Origin of the sequence: Pseudomonas sp. BN414, from assembly GCF_029871275.1 — a bacterium.
Classification (GTDB): Bacteria; Pseudomonadota; Gammaproteobacteria; order Pseudomonadales; family Pseudomonadaceae; genus Metapseudomonas; species Metapseudomonas resinovorans_C.
The window spans coordinates 71,950-89,726 of record NZ_SSOL01000066.1; the positions used below are offsets into that span (position 1 = coordinate 71,950).

A 17,777-nucleotide genomic window follows, 5' to 3' on the forward strand; every position below is an offset into this window, starting at 1 on the left:
AGGGTATCCGCTGAATCTCCACGCGCGGGCGTGTCCTACAGATGAGTGCCGTCGTCGCAGGAGGGTGACGGCAATCCCAGCTTTGCGATGCAAGCGATTGTTCTTTCCATGATTTTGTAACGCGTGAGTCTAAAGGCGGTGTTATCATTGCGCGGTCAGCCCCGCCGGGGCATTCGGACAACCATCATGGACTTACCCAGTAGTTACTCAGAATCCCGATTGCACAATCGCGAAATGACTTTCTGACCCCTTCTGGCGTGCTCTGCCACTGGGGGTGGAGCGCGCTATATGACTGAAGTAGAAGCCAAAAAGCCGCAAGAGAGCCTGCAGGACCGCCTGGCCCAGGTAATCGAACTGCTGCATCGCCACAAGCTGGTGGAAGACCTGACGCATCGTCAGGAAGGCCAGCACCGCGACCTCGTTGAAAATCTCGTCCACCGCCAGAACCTCGCGGAACTGCAGCGCAAGCTGGACGAGTTGCACCCTGCCGACATCGCCCACATCCTCGAAGCCCTGCCGCTCCAGGACCGTCTGACGGTCTGGCAGTTGGTCAAGGCCGAGCGCGACGGCGACATCCTCCTTGAAGTGTCCGATGCGGTCCGCGAAACACTGATCGCGGACATGGACAATCACGAGCTGCTCGCGGCCGCCAAGGAGATGGACGCCGACGAACTGGCCGACCTCGCACCCGAATTGCCGCGGGATGTGATCCATGAGCTGATGGAGTCCCTCGACGCGCAGCAGCGTGAGCGTGTTCGCTCCGTGCTGTCCTACGAGGAAGACCAGGTCGGCGCGCTGATGGACTTCGAGATGGTCACCATCCGCGATGATGTGGCCCTCGAAGTGGTGCTGCGCTACCTGCGTCGTCTCAAGGAGCTACCCGGCCACACCGACAAGCTCTTCGTAGTGGATTACGACGGCGTCCTCCAGGGCGTGCTGCCCATCAAGCGTCTGCTGGTGAATGACCCGGACAAGGAAGTGGCCGAAGTGATGGCCACCGACCCGGTGAGCTTCCACCCGGATGAAGATGCCTATGATGCCGCGCAGGCGTTTGAGCGTTATGACCTGGTATCGGCGCCGGTGGTGGACAAGAACGGCAAGCTGATCGGCCGTCTGACCATCGACGAAATGGTCGACCTGATCCGCGAGGAGAGCGAGACCGAAGTGCTCAACATGGCCGGTCTGCGTGAAGAAGAGGACATCTTCGCCTCGGTCTGGAAATCGGTCGGCAACCGCTGGGCCTGGCTGGCGGTCAACCTGGTCACCGCCTTCATCGCGTCTCGTGTGATCGGGTTGTTCGAAGGCTCCATCGAGAAGCTGGTAGCGCTCGCGGCGCTCATGCCGATCGTTGCCGGTATCGGCGGCAACTCGGGAAACCAGACCATCACCATGATCGTCCGCGCCATGGCTCTGGACCAGATGGGGCCCGGCAACACGTCGCGCCTGCTGCGCAAGGAATTGGGCGTTGCACTGATCAACGGCCTGATCTGGGGTGGGGTGATCGGTGCCGTCGCCTACTACCTCTATGGCAACTGGTCGCTGGGCGTGGTGATGACCGGGGCGATGACCCTGAACTTGCTGTTGGCAGCGCTGATGGGCGTACTGATCCCGATGACGCTGACACGTATGGGGCGCGACCCTGCGATGGGGTCGAGCGTGATGATCACGGCCATGACCGACAGCGGTGGCTTCTTCATCTTCCTGGGGCTGGCCACGCTCTTCCTGCTCTGACAATCGAACAAATAAAGAAGCCGCCTCAACAGGGCGGCTTCTTCGTTTTTGCGATCATCCCGGGCGCAGTTCCGGAATCGGAGGCATGAAAAAAACCGGCAATCGCCGGTTTTTCATTCAATGCGGGTGGCCTCAGGATTCCTCGGCCGCCAGTTCCGCATCGTGGGCGATCAGGGCAACCAGGGCATTCTGCTGGCGCCGGGAGAGCTGGCGGAAACGCTGCAGCAGCTCGCGCTCGTGCAGGGTCAGCTCCGGGCTGTCCAGGCGCATGGAAACGCCTTCGTCCAGTGCGCCTTCCTGGAGCATGCTCTGCTCGAGGCGGGCGATTATTTCGGAGTTCATGCTGCGATGGTGATTGCGGGCCACGACAGCGATGCGCTCTCGCATACCCTCGGGGAGGCGAACGACGAATTTGTCAGCCGTGCGACTGGAATAGATAGCCTGTTTCATAGGGCGCATACATTCAACCGGTTAGTTCAGGAAAGCGATGCTGGCAATGAGCTGCAAGATTGTCACCGGTTTGACTGTTCTTGGCAGCAATTGTTCAACCAGTTTCGCGATTCGAGTCGGTATGACCCTAAGGTCGGAAAAACGTTTCCTTGACGTCAAATTGGTGTCAGATTGTGATCGTTATAGAGGCTTTTGGCCAGCACCAATTGTCCGAATTGCGAGTGGCTGAACACTTTCCAGACAATTCCCAAAGGCTGATTCCACCGCTCTAGAACCGTCATTGACCACAGTCTGACAGCCGCATTGCCCCTCGAAGCCCCATTCAAGGTCCATGAAGGCAGGATGATGCTGTCTGGCCATCATCCTAAAGGGTAGCTGCAGTTGTCAGACCACGCTCTGTGCAAAAGAATCCTTTGCGCTGTCATGAAAGCGGTTCAAAATTTTCATCTGTGAATTGCTTCTAAATCCGGCCGGGATCCAGGGCCATTTCCCCTTCCTCCAGGTGCACCCATGAAAGGCAGGCTCATCTACCTGATAGGCCCTTCCGGTTCCGGCAAGGACAGCCTGCTCGATGCCGTGCGAGAGCACGCGGGCGCCCAGGGCTGCCGCGTAGCGCGCCGGGTCATCACGCGTTCTGCGGAAGCGAAGGGGGAGCTTGCCGAGGCGGTCAGTCCCGAAGCTTTCGCCGATCGCGAGGAGCGTGGCGACTTCGCCATGAGCTGGTACGCCAATGGACTGTCCTACGGCATTCCGCGCCTGGTCGACGACTGGCTGGAAGGAGGCGACGACGTGCTGGTGAACGGCTCCCGTGGCTACCTGCCAGAAGCCCGTAGGCGCTACCCGCACTTGCTGGCCGTGCTGCTGACGGTCGAAGACGAGGTACTTCGCCGGCGTCTGCACGCTCGCGGCCGTGAATCGGCGGAGGAGATCGAAGCCCGTCTGGCCCGCAACAACGGATTCGCCGACACCCTGCTGGCCGGCGAGAACGCCGACCTCTGCCTGCTGGATAATTCCGGCTCCCTCACCGAGACCTGCCAGCGCCTGCTGCAGCTCATCGAAGACCACCGCCCCCTTGCCTGGCCCGACTCGGCCTGAGCCCTCAGAACCTATTTACGATCTGCTGCGCGTCGGCCCGGCGGCGTTAAAAACAGCCTGGAGCGCCAGCCCGGTCGGAACGCTCATTTACAGCTCGTAAACTCCGCTTCCTCGCCTGTTTTGATTCGCTGGCGCTCACCCTTCGGGCCAGCCTTCGGCTGTTACTCCCGTGGGTCGTTGCGCCTTGCATGGCTCTAGCTCGCGAAATCGTAAACAGGTTCTTAATCCAGCGGCAGCTCCGTGGTGCGCTTGACCTCGCTCATGGCGATGTTCGAGTGCGCCTCCAGCACATGGGGCCGTTGCAGCAGCTGGTCCCGCAGAAAGCGCTCATAGCTGGCGATGTCCTTGGCCACCACCTTCAACAGGTAGTCCGAGCCGCCGGCCATGGTGTAGCACTCCAGCACTTCCGGATAGCCGACGATGGCCTCCTCGAACTCGGTGAGGTTGTTGCGCCCGTGGGCGGACAGCTTGATGTTGACGAACACCGTGATGGAGAAGCCCAGCAGCTTTGGATTGAGCAGGGCCACCTTGCGCTCGATCAGTCCTTCTTCCTGCATGCGATGAATCCGCCGCCAGCACGGTGACTGCGACAGCTCCACCCGCTCGGCCACTTCGGCGGCGGAGAGGTCGGCATCGTGTTGCAGCAAGCGCAAAATCTTGCGGTCGATGGGGCTCAAAGAGTTCTGCATGAGTCAGTCCGAAATTTTGTTTTTGTTGGAAGGATCATGCGCAAGTCTGGCGTTGGCGCCCGAAAATAGAAAGAAAAAATCAGCACTGTCCGGTCATAGTCTTGGCACGCGTCCGAGGCAGCGATCCTGCTTCGGGCTGAACACAAGATGGCACCCACCGTTGCCATCAAGGTCGCCATAAAAATAAAAGGAGCGCCTGCATGTCTCTGGCCGAGATCCGCCTGGATGACAAATACCGCCTCGAAACCGGTCACCTCTACCTCACTGGCACTCAGGCGCTTACCCGCTTGCCGATGCTGCAGAAGCAACGCGACAAGGCCCACGGCCTGAACACCGCCTGCTTCATCTCCGGCTACCGCGGTTCGCCCCTCGGCAACCTCGACAAGAGCCTCTGGGAAGCCAAGTCGTTCCTCAAGGAAAACCACGTCCACTTCCAGCCCGGCGTCAACGAAGAACTGGCCGCTACCGCCTGCTGGGGTAGCCAGCAGACCAGCCTGTTCCCCGGTGCCCGCTACGACGGCGTGTTCTCCATGTGGTACGGCAAGGGTCCGGGTGTGGATCGCTGCGGCGACGTCTTCAAGCACGGCAACTCCGCGGGCGTATCGCCCCACGGCGGCGTGCTGCTGCTGGCCGGTGACGACCACGGCTGCAAATCCTCCAGCATCGCCAACCAAAGCGAGCACGCCTTCATCGGCGCATCCATTCCCGTGCTGAACCCGTCCAACGTCCAGGAAATCCTCGACTACGGGATCATCGGCTGGGAGCTGTCGCGCTACAGCGGCTGCTGGGTGGCGCTCAAGACCATCGCCGAGAACGTCGACTCCTCCGCCGTGGTGGAAGTGGACCCGCTGCGCGTGGATGTGCAGATTCCGCAAGACTTCGTCCTGCCCGAAGACGGCGTGCACATCCGCTGGCCGGACCCGCCCCTGGCGCAGGAAAAGCGCCTCAACATGTACAAGATCTACGCCGCCCGCGCCTTCGCTCGCGCCAACAACCTCAACCAGGTGATGCTGGATTCGCCCAGCCCGCGCCTCGGCATCATCACCACCGGCAAGTCCTACCTCGACGTGCGCCAGGCCCTGAATGACCTGGGCCTGGACGAAGAGCTGTGCGCCAAGGTCGGCCTGCGGGTGCTCAAGGTCGGCATGAGCTGGCCGCTGGAACCGGTCTCCGTCCACGAATTTGCCGAAGGTCTGGATGAAATCCTGGTGGTGGAGGAGAAGCGCAGCGTCATCGAGGACCAGGTCACCGGCCAGCTCTACAACTGGCCCGTGGACAAGCGCCCGCGCGTCGTGGGCGAGTTCGACGAAGACGGCGTGTCGCTGCTGCCCAACCTCAGCGAACTGACCCCGGCAATGATCGCCCGCGTCATCGCCAAGCGCCTGGCACCTATCTACTCCAGCGAGCAGATCGAATCCCGCCTGGCCTTCCTCGCCGCCAAGGAAAAAGCCCTGGCCGCGCCCAAGCACACGACCACCCGCACGCCGCACTTCTGCTCCGGCTGCCCGCACAACAGCTCCACCAAACTGCCCGAGGGCAGCCGCGCCCAGGGCGGTATCGGCTGCCACTACATGACCCAGTGGATGGACCGGAACACCGACACCTACACCCAGATGGGCGGGGAGGGCGCCACCTGGATCGGCCAGGCACCCTTCACCGATACCCCGCATATCTTCCAGAACCTGGGTGACGGCACCTACTTCCACTCCGGCCAACTGGCCCTGCGCGCGGCCGTCGCCGCCGGGGTCAACATCACCTACAAGATCCTCTACAACGACGCCGTGGCCATGACCGGCGGCCAGCCCATCGACGGCGAACTGCGCGTCGATCAGCTCAGCCATCAGGTCTTCGCCGAAGGCGTGAAACGCATCGCCCTGGTCACCGACGAGCCGGAGAAGTACCCGACTCGCGATACCTTCGCGCCCATCGTCACCTTCCACCATCGCCGCGAACTGGATGCCGTGCAGCGCGAACTGCGCGAGTTCAAGGGCGTGTCGGTGCTGATCTACGACCAGACCTGCGCCACCGAAAAGCGTCGCCGCCGCAAGCGCGGCAAGCTGGTGGACCCGGCCAAGCGCGCGTTCATCAACCCGGCCGTGTGCGAAGGCTGCGGCGACTGCAGCGTCAAATCCAACTGCCTGTCCGTGCTGCCGCTGGAAACCGAGCTGGGGCGCAAGCGCCAGATCGACCAGAACGCCTGCAACAAGGACTTCTCCTGCGTCGAAGGCTTCTGCCCGAGCTTCGTCACCGTGCATGGTGGCAGCCTGCGCAAGCCGGAGGCTGCCGGTGCCAAGGCGCTCTTCGTGGCCCTGCCGGAACCGCGCCAGCCGAGCCTGGAGCGTCCCTGGAACATCCTCCTGCCGGGCGTAGGCGGCAGTGGCGTGACCACCGTCGGCGCGCTGCTGGGCATGGCTGCCCACATCGAAGGCAAGGGCTGCACCGTCCTCGACCAGGCCGGCCTGGCGCAGAAGTTCGGCCCGGTGATCACCCACATCCGCATCGCCGCCAAGCAGGACGATATCTACGCCGTGCGCATCGCCGCCGGTGAGACCGACCTGCTGCTGGGCTGCGACCTCGTGGTAGCCGCAAGCGAAGAGGCCCTGGCCAAGCTCAACGACCGCATCGCCCACGCGGTAGTCAACAGCCATGAAGCCGCGACCGCCGAGTTCACCCGCAATCCCGATGCCCAGGTGCCCGGCCAGGCCATGCGCGACGCGCTGGCAGAAGCGGTCGGCAGTGCCAAGACCCACTTCGTCGACGCCACCCGCCTGGCTACCCGCCTGCTGGGCGACAGCATCGCCACCAACCTGTTCATGCTCGGCTACGCCTACCAGCGCGGCCTGGTGCCCATCTCCGCCGAAGCCATCGACAAGGCCATCGAGCTCAACGGCGTGTCCGTCACCCTCAACCAGCAGGCGTTCCTCTGGGGCCGCCGTGCCGCACACGACCTCGTGGCGGTGGAAAAGCTGGCCAAACCGGCCGAAGTGGAAGCACCGCGCTGCGAAACCCTGGAAGAAATCATCCAGCACCGTGCCGATCACCTGCGTGCCTACCAGAACGCCGACTACGCCGAGCGCTACCGCGCCCTGGTTGAGCGCGTACGTCAGGCCGACAGTGGTGAAGATAAGGCTCTCAGCCGCGCCGTTGCCCGTTACTACGCCAAACTGCTGGCCTACAAGGACGAGTACGAAGTAGCGCGCCTCTACAGCGACGACGCCTTCCGCAAACAACTCGAAGCGCAGTTCCAGGGCGACTACCACCTGGAGTTCCACCTGGCTCCGTCCTGGCTGGCCAAGGCCGATCCGCTGACCGGCGAACCGCGCAAGCGTCGCTTCGGCCCCTGGATGCTCAAGGCCTTCGGCGTGCTCGCCGGCTTCAAATTCCTGCGCGGCAGCGCGTTCGACCTCTTTGGCTACAGCGAAGAACGCAAGCTCGAACGCAAGCTGATCGCCGAGTACGAAGCCACGGTTGACCTGCTCATCAAGGAACTGAAGCCGAGCAACTACACCGCAGCCGTTGCCCTCGCCGAACTGCCGGAGCAGATCCGTGGCTACGGCCCGGTGAAGGAACGCGCCCTGGCCAAGGTCCGCGAGCAGGAGAAGCAACTCCGCAACCGCCTCACCGCCGGCGACATCCAGGTCCTGCACCTGTTCGACCCGGCTGCCTGAACCCAATTACGCCCTCAGACCTCCCCCCTTTCCCGCTTATGGGAGAGGGGCCGGGGGAGAGGGCGCTCTTCGACTTGAAACACGTCCATACCGAATCAGAGGTACCTCCATGTCCGTCTTCACCCATGTCGAGTTCGATCATCACGAGCAGGTGGTCTTCGGCCACGACAAGGCCACCGGCCTCAAGGCCATCATTGCCGTCCACAACAGCAACCTCGGCCCGGCCCTCGGCGGCTGCCGCATGTGGCCCTACCTGAATGACGAACAGGCCCTGCGCGACGTCCTGCGCCTGTCCCGTGGCATGACCTACAAGTCCGCCCTGGCCAACCTGCCGCTGGGCGGTGGCAAGGCCGTGATCATCGGCGACCCTCACCGCGACAAGAGCGAAGCGCTGTTCCAGGCCATGGGCGATTTCGTCGACAGCCTGGGTGGCCGCTACATCACCGCCGCCGACTCCGGCACCGGCGTCACCGAGATGCGCATCATGGCCGAGCGCAGCCGCCACGTCGCCGGCGCCGGCACCCGCGAAGCCCTGGGTGGCGGCGTGCGTGACGGCAACCCGTCGCCGTCCACCGCCTACGGCACCTTCGTCGGCATCCGCGTCGCGGCCAAGCATCGCCTCGGCCGTGACGACCTGACCGGCCTGCGCGTGGCCATCCAGGGCGTCGGCCAGGTGGGCTTCAGCCTGGCGCAGTACCTCAAGGACGCGGGCGCCCAGCTTTGGGTCTGCGATATCCACGAAGCCAACGCCCGCAAAGCCGCCGAGCAACTGGGCGCCCAGGTGGTGGGGCAGAACGAAATCTACGGCCTCGATGTGGACGTCTTCGCGCCGTGCGCCATGGGCGGCATCATCAACCCGCAAACCCTCGAGGCCCTGCGCGCGCCCATCATTGCCGGCGCCGCCAACAACCAGCTGGCCGACGCGGGCCTGGCCGAGGAGCTGCGTCGTCGCGGCACCCTCTACGCACCGGACTACGCCATCAATGCCGGTGGCATCATCGACGTCTGGTACGAGCGCAGCAACGGCAGCGAAACCGCGCTGCGCCAGCACGTCGAAGGCATCGGCGAGACCCTGCGGGAAATCTTCGTTCGCGCCGACAGTGAAGGCCGCACCACCACCGCCGTGGCGGATCGCCTGGCCGAAGAACGCTTCGGCCGCTGAGGTGAATGCCTCGCGGGACACTGGTCCCGCGAGGCATGACAAAACGCGCGGACGTCGCTAACATGCCGCCCGTCCTCCGGACCTTGCCAGCAATTGGCGAGCCCGCGTCCCAGTAGCTCAATTGGATAGAGCATCCCCCTCCTAAGGGGAAGGTTGGTGGTTCTTATCTTGAGTGTGTTTCTTATGCACATTAGGATGGCAACCCCAAGCAAGCTCACCAAGCTTGGTTACACGGCAACGTCCCCATAGTTCAATGGATAGAATAAGCCCCTCCTAAGGGCTAGATACTGGTTCGAATCCAGTTGGGGGCGCCATCCTTCAGGAGCAGTGGCATCACTGCCACGTAGTCTCCAGTCCTTGCAAAGACAGCCGTTTGCTTAGGCGAGTGCCATGCGTCTCGGACTGCGTACGTGTGTGCCTAGCTGCTTAGTCCGATATGAGGGCAAGGTCTGGGTACATGTGGCTGTCCACCCTTCCGTGGCAACGCTTCAAAGCGGATCAAAGGGATTGGAGAGCCGCTTCCCACCGCTTGGAAGGCGGCTTGGGTTGGCCGGGGGGATCAAGATGTCTTTCAGCTCGGATTGGACGAGCCTTTGCAGCCCTCGCCATTCGCCATAGCTCTCCGCGTAAACCGGGGTAAGGATGCTTAGCGGATGAACCAGAAGTGTCAGTGCCCACCAAAATCAAGCTGATTCATGTCCCTCCGAGCGGGTGACAGGCGCTTCAGCCTTCCCGCTCACCTTCCTCCAGCACGATCCCGTACACATCCTTCAGCTCGTGCTTCATCAGCTTGAGCAGCGCACAGCTTTCACCGTAGGTGGCTGCATAAGACCGGAACAGAAGGGTAATGGGGTGAAGGCCCAGGTTCTGCGCGATCTCGTCAATACCCTTGAGAGACGCTGCTTTGGTGCCCTTCTCGATGCGGCTGACGTGCGCTTGGTTTGGGCCGACGTCGGTTTGTGCCTTGTCCAGTATCTGGCGCGCTTCGCGCAAGGCGGAGCCGAACTCGTTCTGTCTGATCATCTGCTATTGGCAAATGAAAAATATAGAGCCAGAATACTTTAAAAATGGCTATGACCTATGGTCATATTTTAATGGATATTATATATGTTTGAAAGCCACTCGGTCGCGCGAATGCACCTGGGGAAAAGATCCCCGGACACCTACGAATGGTCGTATCTGGTGCTGCCTGAGGATTTGCCTTGGTTTCAAATCACGTGGTGCCATCGCCCAAGCGGGAAGGTGATGTGTGATGATGAGCAGCGCTTCATCGGTTACGTCCCGATGCTGTTGGCACACGTGAATGCAGAGCATCCGGAGTATTTCGTCAAAGAAGTCCTGATGGTAACGCCTTCAAGTATGAATAAGTCGGCCCACTCCAAGATGGAGCGGCTAAACAGAATAGTTTCCTATATGTCGGGCGAAGTGTCAGAGCCTGAATATGCTTATGAGGTGGCTAGTGGTCAGCGATACCCTCTTGGGTTGGATTGGGCGTCGCTTAATGCCTGTGAGGAAGTCTTTACTCGGCAATCACTGCGGAACTGGTAGTGGAGGCAGGGATGCAAGAGCTGAACGACGCTTTTCTAGCCGCCAAATATCCAAAATTAGTCCCCACTAATAAGTATGCGGAGTTATGCCTGTTTGGATTCGAGTGCGGTGATGGTTGGCTTGGCCTCCTGGATGGTACGTTATCGTTACTCGACGGATATGCAAGTCAACGTTCCGTTGACGTCTACTTGACACAAGTAAAGGAAAAGTTCGGTGTGCTGCGGATTTACTCGCGCGGCGGGGATGAGTACACCGAACTAATGATTGATATCGCAGAGCTAGTGTCCGGGACCATCTGTGAAATTTGTGGGCAACGAGGGGCTGCGTGGTCAAGTCAAGGGTGGATTAGCGTACGTTGCGCAGAGCATCGTCTTGAAAGTCCACCGAGCATTGCGGTCCATCGGAGTGCTTTCAGGAAATACAGCCCAGCTTACTTCAGTACTGTAGCCGCAGTAATCAACCTCTTTGGGCCAATAGCATTACGGTGGGTTCAGGAACCGGTGCTCGCACTGGGAAACCGAAAGCCGTTCGAATTGTTGGGCAATACAGAGGGATGTCAAGAAGTGCTCAGGCTGATCAATCAACTGGAGCATGGTGTTTATAACTAAGTTTCTGCATCTCGCGGGTAAGTCGTCTATGAATGTAGTGATGGCCAATCAGCCGAACCTTTTAGCGTATCTGAAGCGCGAACTGGAATTCGAGTTTTCTAATGGTCCGGTCGATCTTCGACGGGTAAGAAACTATGTCTCTTCACCGAGGCTGTTCGATTTTTATGCAAAGGGGATTGAATTACCTGGAATGATCGAAGCAGGGGACACCTACCTGGACCGGCGAACGATGCTAGCTGATCGCAGCCAGAAGACTTTTGCCCTTTCTTACGCGGATTGGGTCCAGCATCAGCCTCGCGTTGAGGTCGTAGGAAACTTCGCGGCTCGCGACTCCAGTATCATGAACATCCAGGTCTGGCCATACGCGCCCGCTGAACTGGATGAGTTTCAGATGGCGATTGCGGTGGCCTTGGCATACACCAAGCGCGAACTCGATGCTGAGTCGAGAATCTCTTCAGCAATTGATGACGTGATATCCGCGTACGGATTCTTCACTGACGAGTTCTAGAGCCAACTGACAATACAGAGCATGGTGCCGCCAAGCGGCGGCACGTGCCTTATTGCAGCCAAGACTCCACGACATCACTTCCGAACTCGGCTTTCCATTCCTTGAGGATGCGGTGATTGCCACCCTTGGTCTCTACGACTTCACCCGTGCTTGGGTTCTTGTAGCGCTTCACTTGCCGAGCCTTACGTGCAGACGGCTTTGCGGCAGGAGTGGAGCGCTTGGCCTGTGGGTCTAGGATGGCGATCACATTACGTAAGGACATCCCGTACTCCGCGAGCAGCGCGCGCAGTTTTTCTTCAAACTGAATCTCACGCTTGAGTTCGGAGTCATTTTTTAGGGCGTTGAGCTGAGCAAGTTGCTCGGCAAGCTGTGCTTCTAGTGCTTTATACTCTGCAAGCTTCGACATAACCTCTCCCTTTATGATTGATGTTTTTGAACATATAAGGTGTGTGTTTGTTTATGTCAATAGATTAGGGGCTGAAACTTGATCTATTTCTTTGTTTAGGACTGGTAGGCTTAATTAGACACTATGTTTGGTTGAGTGGGGCACGGCAGCTAGTGCCACATGGTGTGGTGTGGGGATCTGGTTCTGCATTCCAACCTACCAGTGCTCCTCCCAGCCTAACGTTGAGCGAAGAATGTATGCTCGTTGCGAGTACATTACCACGTGGCAGGGATTCGCCTGGAATAGTGTAATCCCACGAGCCGTGGTGCCAACCAGCCTCCTTGTGCACTCCAATACCTTGCTCGGTGGGATGGCGAGTTCCCCTTCGGCCGTGGCTATTGTTGCTTCCGAACGAGTAGACCAAGCGACAGTACTTAGAATCTGGATGCGGAGCTGGTGCGTCTGCCGCTGGACTCAAAGTTGCTCCATGATGAGGAGCCACAATAGCAACAGGAGGGTAGGGGTTAAGTCTATCTAAGAAGCAAGTATAATTACAGTCCCCCGTTAATATCCAGCTCCTAGGGGAAGGAAGTACTGACTCCACGGCGAGTACTATCCCCGTATTGTTTCTATTTCTCCCCACTCCGTGTGTAATCTTTATAGATTTTTTATCAGCCAATATGGCAGATACAACCAGTGGGTCAGCCCCGCAGATTAGAAATTTTCCGTTGTTGGATAATACCTCATGGGCAAATGCAATATGTACGGGTCCAACCACCTGTCGCGGTGCAATCCATGTCTGTGTTAATGCAGGGTATTCATCATTTACTTTGCACGCAAAAGCGCCTGCCCAATGATCTGCGTCCCAATGGGAGAGAATTATATTGGGGCTAAATGTAAAGCAGAACGCTAATTCTGTTGGGGTGGTATGTTGATTTCTATACACACCTGCGCCAAGGTCATAGTAGAGTGTTGGTGCGCCTATATCGCCCAGTAATGCGTTTGCATTTCCTTGGCCAACATCGTAGATTGCCAGATATTCGGCGGCCACGTAAGTACTTTCAATCAGGTCGCGTATATCGATGGAAGAGATTTCCCGTAGATTATCTAAAGAGAAGATTCCCGAGAGTCGCTCCCCTTCACTTCCTGTGGGGAGTTTCCCGCGTACGTGGACTTTTTTTGGAAGAGTAAACAGTCCTGAGTAAATTTTGGCTTCGTGCGAGTCCTTGTCAGGGAGTTCGGTTATATAAAATTCCAGCCAAGAATTAGCTCGCCTGGCCTTAGCAGACCATTCATCTGCATTCTCAACTGTATATTCAAAGAACTTGAATATTTCGCCGTGACTCTCTTTCTCAATTTCTAGACGGTACGTTGGCATGTCTTGAAAGGGATTTGGTTTTGGGTGTTCTTCACCAAACTTCCAGCGTAACCATGTCTCTGTGTATGTCTCTGGGTTGTCAATATTAAAGTAAGGGTTTGACTTCGTTTCCGAGTCCAACCAGTCTGCATCCACAAGATCGATCGATATTAGTGAACTTTCCAAATCTAACTCATCGACTCGGCCATAGCCGCGTCGAGGTACCTTTCTCGTAATTTGTTCTTCTTTGTTTCTGTTGAAGTGTGGGTTCAAAGATTAATTTTCCTTATCAAGTTGATTCCATGTTTCTGGTAATACTTCAGGGAGGAATTTTTCAATTAGAGCAAGGTGTTTGCTGATGCGTGTGCCTAATAGAATTCCGGGTTTACCATTGCGCTCGCGACGTTGTTCAATGGTAATTCCTGTAAGGAGCTGTCGCGCTGCCAATTCTTCTGGGTGGTATTGCTTTGGTAGGAATGGTATTTTCGATATCTTGATTATCGCGCCCCCACTCATGCCCTTCGGGATAGGTGAAGTCTGCCATCTGCCATTTTTAATGATTTGGTTCTCATAAAATAATGCTATGTGTGTTTCGCGGTCTAGGTCCAAACTCAAATATGCGCCATCATCAAGCTCGCGTGAGGGAAGTGCCTCTCGCCGTGTGTTGGCTTGATTATTCCGAGTTTTTGAAATCTTTGAGCGGAATCCGGCTGCTAAGTAAACACAACCGAAATCATCTCTAGGCTCAAGATCGAGGTCGTCGAGAGTGAGGCAATCTTTTTTTATGATTTCTGGAACTGCTTCTTGTATGTGATACACGGATGCGTCTATGGGGTCATCTGAATGTGTGCCTGACTTCCCTTTTAGAGAGCTGAATCTGTCTCCGCCCAAATATGCCAACGGCTCGCCATTTCCTAAACCGATGCAAAGTTTATACTTTCCTATGTCATCGAAAACATGGGATGCGCTAAAAAAGAAATGTTCTCCTCCGATCTGAATGGCGACGCAGGAGCCAATCTGTACCGGTTGCTTGCCGGATTTAATTACGTGAAAGATAGGGAATACGGCGCTTTCGACTGCTTGAGGTATTGATAGCGCTTTTTCATTTTGGCTGGCGATTAGATGGAGTATGAATTGAGTGCGGTGGTCTTTTAGGTCGATGCCTACTTTCATACTTCTTCCTTGAAAGGGAGGTTAACCATTAATTTGTATTTGGCGGATTTAATTGGACGGTGATTAGGAATCCAATGCCGAAACAGTGGGAGTTTCCTTAGTGATCAAGCGTCCATTTTGCAGGTTACCATCAAAAAATGCATTGTAATCACTTGCATAGCCATCGGATTCGTTTAATCGGCCCCAAAGACAATTCTTGTCGCCTTCCTTGATGTCTTCTTCCATTGCCCGTTGCCCCAACACGTATGCTCGGCGGGCTGAGGTCTAGCCCCGCTCTCAGCCGGATCGTTCTAGACCTCTCCCAGCCCACAACGGGGCGTAACCAACCGGAGGTAGTCGCCGAACTGAGCCCTAACCGAAGATGCTTCGGTCTGACCCTTTGGGAGGGCCTAACTTGACTGGCAAGGGGAACATCGGTCCATAGAATACGGAGCGGCCAATGTGGCTTAACGTAGCTCGAAGGAGAAACTGAAGTTGCTACCAATACGAAGCGCCGCTACCCCACTGTTCTGCTTCTTCTGCTTCTTCTGCTTCTTCTGCTTCTTCTGCTTCACAGCAGCGCTGGCGCTGGTTCAGCGGTACGGAGTGGATCTGGTCCATCTCTATTACGACCTGTGCCACCTAGCGTACGGGTTTGCGTTCCCGCTTTTGTTTAGTTACCTGCATATCGTGCCGGAAGGTGGGAAGATACCTTTTCGCGAATTCGTTGCTGAGGCGCTTGCAACACCGGTCTGGGATCGGCCCGGATCGATCTGGCGTCGGCACACCGAGAAGTAGCTGCGGGAGTACCCTGGCAGCCGTGGGCTGGGGGCATTTGGATCGCTATGATCTCGGTCTACAAGGAGACTGTCCTCGACCCAGTAGAGAACGGCGTCCCCATTACAGCAGCCTACGACAACCTCGCAGCTGACTTCGCAGGAATATTGCTATTCCTCGCGGTGAGCCGCTGGCTGACGAAGCGCTTGTCTCGGACTCCCTCCTAAATGCATGAACTAGGGGCCCTGGTCGATCTGATCAGGGCTCTATTTCTCTCTTGATTCGACCGATTTTTACTTTAGTTTCAACTATATGAATACTCTGAAAACTGTCTATTGTGTCCCGATGGAGAGAAATCTGTATATTCATGGAGAGTCAGCCAATGAGGAAGAAGATTTGGTTCTTGGGCATGCTTGGTCGCCGGGAGATAGAGCACCTCTCAACGTAGATGACGGCCCTGATCAGGATCATCGAATTTCTGAAGGATATGAAATACTCGATGAGTATTTTGCTCACACCTTTAAATCGTCAAGGAAAATTATTGAGGCTAACTCTAAGTTTTTTGAGGGGTTAGGCTAAACTGGCCGGATTGTTGTTCTTGGGCACTCCCTGTCTAATGTTGATCGTGACTATTTCTTGGCGATTGTGGCCGCTTTGTATGCTCGGGATGTGAGTTGGACTATAGCTGTTCGGGGAGAGTGACGAGTTTCAGGAGAAAAAACACCTCTTGTCAGAGTTTGGTCTGCCTTGTCACCATATTGAAAGTAAGCTATGCATTGAAATTTAGCTTCTGAATATAAGAAGCTTAGGGGTACGTATGGATTGGGTCGCAGTAGCTCAGCAGCTTGATAGGGATCTTCTAGCCATTGAAATGGTGAGGTGTGCCCTGATACAGCAAGAAGAAAGCATACGGTCAATCCCTCTGTTTGATAGTGAAACCGGAACGCCGATAAGTAAGCTCGAATTCAAAGAGCTTGGTGCCGCTGGCATGATAATAAATCAAGTTGGTGCTGAGGCGATAATTGCTCTTGTGGCTAATGCTGTTGAAACATTTAGTATTCGCTTAGAAAGACATTTAGGTGTCAAGTGGGAAGCATTCTCTGCGCCAAGTAATGAGATTCAATATGCTGAGCGGGTGAGGCAATTTAGGGCTCTCAACAACGTATTCAAGCATCAAGAAGGATATGTGGATTCGGAATGCTCAAGATCCGCGAGATACCTCGTTAAGAATGGCTATTTCGCAGATAAGACCTACTTGAAGCATTATGACGCAGATAGCATTGTGGCTGATTTTGAGATTGCTATCTATGAGGCATTTTCCCATATGTATGGAGTATGCTTTCAGCTCGCAGGGTTGCGATTTGAGGAAGCATCAATGTCTGGTAAAGATCTTGTGGCTCATTTAAAGCATAGAGTGATCTACGACGTGATTCAGTCTAGTCTTGTCCGATAGAATCGGAGTTAGGGCATAGCAGTGGACCTTGAGAGGTACTGCTTTCGCAAGGATGAAAACATAATGGCACTCTTTATTCAAAAGCCCGTTTTCTGGAATACGCTTCACTATTTGGCCCCCTCTGGTTTCATCGGGACCAGCGGCTATCCCAAGGTGACGGGATATGGCCACGAAGAGTGGAACAATTCTCCGAGGATGCTATTAACACGCGGAAAACAGCGTTACCGTGTGTTTCATACCGAAGGCTTAGGCGCAGCTCCGCTGGAGGAGAATGCGGGCCAGACATTCATCTTCATGACCGCGTCGCACGACGGAGTTCAACAGCTCGTCGGCATTGCCGGTAATGCAATCTGCCTATCCCCAGATAATTATCGATCTCAACGCGAAGAAATTGCCCAAGAGCTATCACTTCATGCGTTGTGGAAGGATGCCTGGAAAATCCAAAACGTCCAGAAACAGCATCAAAATAACCAACGACTGTTCCTAAAAGATTGGGAAAAGGACTTGCATTGGATTCCCAATTGGGTGTGCCCTGACGACTTCTTCTGGTGGCTAGATGAACCAGTGACCCTTAATTCACAGGCGATCACGGGTAAAAGCAAGCTGCTTGGAATGTTCAGTAGCTATACAGAACTTGACCTTCCAACCGTCGGCCGCTTGCTAGATTCCATTCCTGCAAATCAGCGTCAGGAGAAGTGGATGCGCCTCGCCGATGCCGTTCAGTGCGCTCCGACAGAGCCCTTGGCGACTGAGGATATGTTTGACGGCAGCGAACCGGTCACGAGCGTACTTGCCAGAGTTAACGCACGACGCGGCCAAGGTAAATTTCGAGAAGATCTGATGCGTGTGTGGGGTGGTGCTTGTGCTGTTACGGGAATGGGATGCCATGAAGTGCTTCGGGCTTCCCACGTGAAGCCTTGGGCAGAATCAACGGCCAAGCAGCGGCTTGATACTCACAATGGTCTTCTGCTCTCTGCGAATCTCGACGCGTTGTTCGACAAAGGACTCATTACGTTCGAAGACAGCGGCAAGATGCAAATCTCTGAGCGCCTTAACGCTAAGCATCGGAAGGCATTGGGCCTACCTAGGCCTCTACGTTTCGTTCCTAAGGAACTTGCACCATATCTCAAATATCACCGGGACAATGTCTTTCAACGCTGAGTCATCAGACCAGCCTGGCAGTCTTGTCCAGTT

Annotated in this window: 17 protein-coding genes and 1 tRNA gene; 10 read left to right on the top strand and 8 right to left on the bottom strand. The window is 56.4% G+C overall.

The genetic code is table 11. The annotated features are described in order from the left end of the window. Positions 1-288: 288 nt before the first annotated feature. A complete protein-coding gene (gene mgtE / locus E8E95_RS14740) occupies positions 289-1,731 on the top strand; it encodes a magnesium transporter (RefSeq protein WP_077527388.1) in 1,443 nt (480 codons plus the stop codon). A gap of 132 nt (positions 1,732-1,863) precedes the next feature. Here mgtE and E8E95_RS14745 read toward each other — a convergent pair whose 3' ends face one another. Next, positions 1,864-2,190 (bottom strand): Arc family DNA-binding protein, encoded by a 327-nt coding sequence (locus tag E8E95_RS14745; RefSeq protein WP_041770386.1) that lies wholly within the window; start codon positions 2,188-2,190, stop codon positions 1,864-1,866. 501 nt (positions 2,191-2,691) lie between these two features. Between E8E95_RS14745 and phnN the strand changes: the two genes are divergently transcribed. Continuing rightward, entirely contained in the window at positions 2,692-3,276 is a 585-nt protein-coding gene (phnN, locus tag E8E95_RS14750) for a phosphonate metabolism protein/1,5-bisphosphokinase (PRPP-forming) PhnN (protein WP_280351309.1), read from the top strand. Between the two features lie 221 nt (positions 3,277-3,497). Here phnN and E8E95_RS14755 read toward each other — a convergent pair whose 3' ends face one another. Beyond that, positions 3,498-3,965, bottom strand: a complete 468-nt coding sequence (locus E8E95_RS14755) for an Lrp/AsnC family transcriptional regulator (RefSeq protein ID WP_280351311.1) — start codon at positions 3,963-3,965, stop codon at positions 3,498-3,500. A 200-nt stretch (positions 3,966-4,165) separates the two neighbouring features. Between E8E95_RS14755 and E8E95_RS14760 the strand changes: the two genes are divergently transcribed. The 3 genes from E8E95_RS14760 to E8E95_RS14770 all read left to right on the top strand — a co-directional run bounded on the left by E8E95_RS14760 (position 4,166) and on the right by E8E95_RS14770 (position 9,109). After that, entirely contained in the window at positions 4,166-7,633 is a 3,468-nt protein-coding gene (locus E8E95_RS14760) for an indolepyruvate ferredoxin oxidoreductase family protein (protein WP_280351313.1), read from the top strand. A 109-nt stretch (positions 7,634-7,742) separates the two neighbouring features. After that, entirely contained in the window at positions 7,743-8,795 is a 1,053-nt protein-coding gene (locus E8E95_RS14765; protein ID WP_280351316.1) for a Glu/Leu/Phe/Val dehydrogenase dimerization domain-containing protein, read from the top strand. Positions 8,796-9,034: 239 nt separating this feature from the next. Then, positions 9,035-9,109: transfer RNA gene (locus E8E95_RS14770), tRNA-Arg, on the top strand. A 409-nt stretch (positions 9,110-9,518) separates the two neighbouring features. Here E8E95_RS14770 and E8E95_RS14775 read toward each other — a convergent pair. After that, entirely contained in the window at positions 9,519-9,818 is a 300-nt protein-coding gene (locus E8E95_RS14775) for a hypothetical protein (protein WP_280351318.1), read from the bottom strand. Positions 9,819-9,902: 84 nt separating this feature from the next. Here E8E95_RS14775 and E8E95_RS14780 point away from each other — a divergent pair, with 84 nt between their 5' ends. From E8E95_RS14780 to E8E95_RS14790, 3 genes are read left to right on the top strand one after another with little or no spacing between them, the layout of a single operon-like run. After that, positions 9,903-10,343 carry a hypothetical protein gene (locus E8E95_RS14780; RefSeq protein ID WP_280351319.1) on the top strand — a complete coding sequence of 147 codons (441 nt, stop codon included), beginning with the start codon at positions 9,903-9,905 and terminating at the stop codon, positions 10,341-10,343. An 11-nt stretch (positions 10,344-10,354) separates the two neighbouring features. Beyond that, positions 10,355-10,951 carry an MbcA/ParS/Xre antitoxin family protein gene (locus E8E95_RS14785; protein WP_280351321.1) on the top strand — a complete coding sequence of 199 codons (597 nt, stop codon included), beginning with the start codon at positions 10,355-10,357 and terminating at the stop codon, positions 10,949-10,951. Between the two features lie 28 nt (positions 10,952-10,979). Next, positions 10,980-11,459 (top strand): hypothetical protein, encoded by a 480-nt coding sequence (locus tag E8E95_RS14790; RefSeq protein WP_280351323.1) that lies wholly within the window; start codon positions 10,980-10,982, stop codon positions 11,457-11,459. A 49-nt stretch (positions 11,460-11,508) separates the two neighbouring features. Here the strand turns inward: E8E95_RS14790 and E8E95_RS14795 are convergent, their stop codons facing one another. The 5 genes from E8E95_RS14795 to E8E95_RS14815 form a co-directional block, all read right to left on the bottom strand. Next, the gene (locus tag E8E95_RS14795; protein ID WP_280351325.1) at positions 11,509-11,865 is read right to left on the bottom strand and encodes a histone-like nucleoid-structuring protein, MvaT/MvaU family; all 357 of its coding nucleotides are present in this window, start codon (positions 11,863-11,865) and stop codon (positions 11,509-11,511) included. A gap of 121 nt (positions 11,866-11,986) precedes the next feature. Further along, the gene (locus E8E95_RS14800; RefSeq protein ID WP_280351327.1) at positions 11,987-13,474 is read right to left on the bottom strand and encodes a hypothetical protein; all 1,488 of its coding nucleotides are present in this window, start codon (positions 13,472-13,474) and stop codon (positions 11,987-11,989) included. 3 nt (positions 13,475-13,477) lie between these two features. Further along, the gene (locus E8E95_RS14805) at positions 13,478-14,374 is read right to left on the bottom strand and encodes a hypothetical protein (protein WP_280351329.1); all 897 of its coding nucleotides are present in this window, start codon (positions 14,372-14,374) and stop codon (positions 13,478-13,480) included. Between the two features lie 63 nt (positions 14,375-14,437). Further along, complete coding sequence (locus E8E95_RS14810; protein ID WP_280351331.1) at positions 14,438-14,599, bottom strand: hypothetical protein; 162 nt, start codon at positions 14,597-14,599, stop codon at positions 14,438-14,440. Positions 14,600-14,851: 252 nt separating this feature from the next. Continuing rightward, on the bottom strand, positions 14,852-14,974 hold the full coding sequence (locus E8E95_RS14815) for a hypothetical protein (protein WP_280351333.1): 123 nt from the start codon (positions 14,972-14,974) through the stop codon (positions 14,852-14,854). Positions 14,975-15,947: 973 nt separating this feature from the next. On the opposite strand from E8E95_RS14815, the gene E8E95_RS14820 reads away from it, so the two are divergent. Continuing rightward, on the top strand, positions 15,948-16,583 hold the full coding sequence (locus E8E95_RS14820) for a hypothetical protein (RefSeq protein WP_280351335.1): 636 nt from the start codon (positions 15,948-15,950) through the stop codon (positions 16,581-16,583). 63 nt (positions 16,584-16,646) lie between these two features. After that, positions 16,647-17,744 carry an HNH endonuclease gene (locus E8E95_RS14825; protein WP_280351336.1) on the top strand — a complete coding sequence of 366 codons (1,098 nt, stop codon included), beginning with the start codon at positions 16,647-16,649 and terminating at the stop codon, positions 17,742-17,744. Positions 17,745-17,777: the final 33 nt, after the last annotated feature.

Bases quoted from the DNA above. Each gene is read 5' to 3' on its own strand.
- mgtE (WP_077527388.1), top strand. From the start codon at position 289: ATGACTGAAGTAGAAGCCAAAAAGCCGCAAGAGAGCCTGCAGGACCGC.
- E8E95_RS14745 (WP_041770386.1), bottom strand. From the start codon at position 2,190: ATGCGCCCTATGAAACAGGCTATCTATTCCAGTCGCACGGCTGACAAA.
- phnN (WP_280351309.1), top strand. From the start codon at position 2,692: ATGAAAGGCAGGCTCATCTACCTGATAGGCCCTTCCGGTTCCGGCAAG.
- E8E95_RS14755 (WP_280351311.1), bottom strand. From the start codon at position 3,965: ATGCAGAACTCTTTGAGCCCCATCGACCGCAAGATTTTGCGCTTGCTG.
- E8E95_RS14760 (WP_280351313.1), top strand. From the start codon at position 4,166: ATGTCTCTGGCCGAGATCCGCCTGGATGACAAATACCGCCTCGAAACC.
- E8E95_RS14765 (WP_280351316.1), top strand. From the start codon at position 7,743: ATGTCCGTCTTCACCCATGTCGAGTTCGATCATCACGAGCAGGTGGTC.
- E8E95_RS14775 (WP_280351318.1), bottom strand. From the start codon at position 9,818: ATGATCAGACAGAACGAGTTCGGCTCCGCCTTGCGCGAAGCGCGCCAG.
- E8E95_RS14780 (WP_280351319.1), top strand. From the start codon at position 9,903: ATGTTTGAAAGCCACTCGGTCGCGCGAATGCACCTGGGGAAAAGATCC.
- E8E95_RS14785 (WP_280351321.1), top strand. From the start codon at position 10,355: ATGCAAGAGCTGAACGACGCTTTTCTAGCCGCCAAATATCCAAAATTA.
- E8E95_RS14790 (WP_280351323.1), top strand. From the start codon at position 10,980: ATGAATGTAGTGATGGCCAATCAGCCGAACCTTTTAGCGTATCTGAAG.
- E8E95_RS14795 (WP_280351325.1), bottom strand. From the start codon at position 11,865: ATGTCGAAGCTTGCAGAGTATAAAGCACTAGAAGCACAGCTTGCCGAG.
- E8E95_RS14805 (WP_280351329.1), bottom strand. From the start codon at position 14,374: ATGAAAGTAGGCATCGACCTAAAAGACCACCGCACTCAATTCATACTC.
- E8E95_RS14810 (WP_280351331.1), bottom strand. From the start codon at position 14,599: ATGGAAGAAGACATCAAGGAAGGCGACAAGAATTGTCTTTGGGGCCGA.
- E8E95_RS14815 (WP_280351333.1), bottom strand. From the start codon at position 14,974: ATGGACCAGATCCACTCCGTACCGCTGAACCAGCGCCAGCGCTGCTGT.
- E8E95_RS14820 (WP_280351335.1), top strand. From the start codon at position 15,948: ATGGATTGGGTCGCAGTAGCTCAGCAGCTTGATAGGGATCTTCTAGCC.
- E8E95_RS14825 (WP_280351336.1), top strand. From the start codon at position 16,647: ATGGCACTCTTTATTCAAAAGCCCGTTTTCTGGAATACGCTTCACTAT.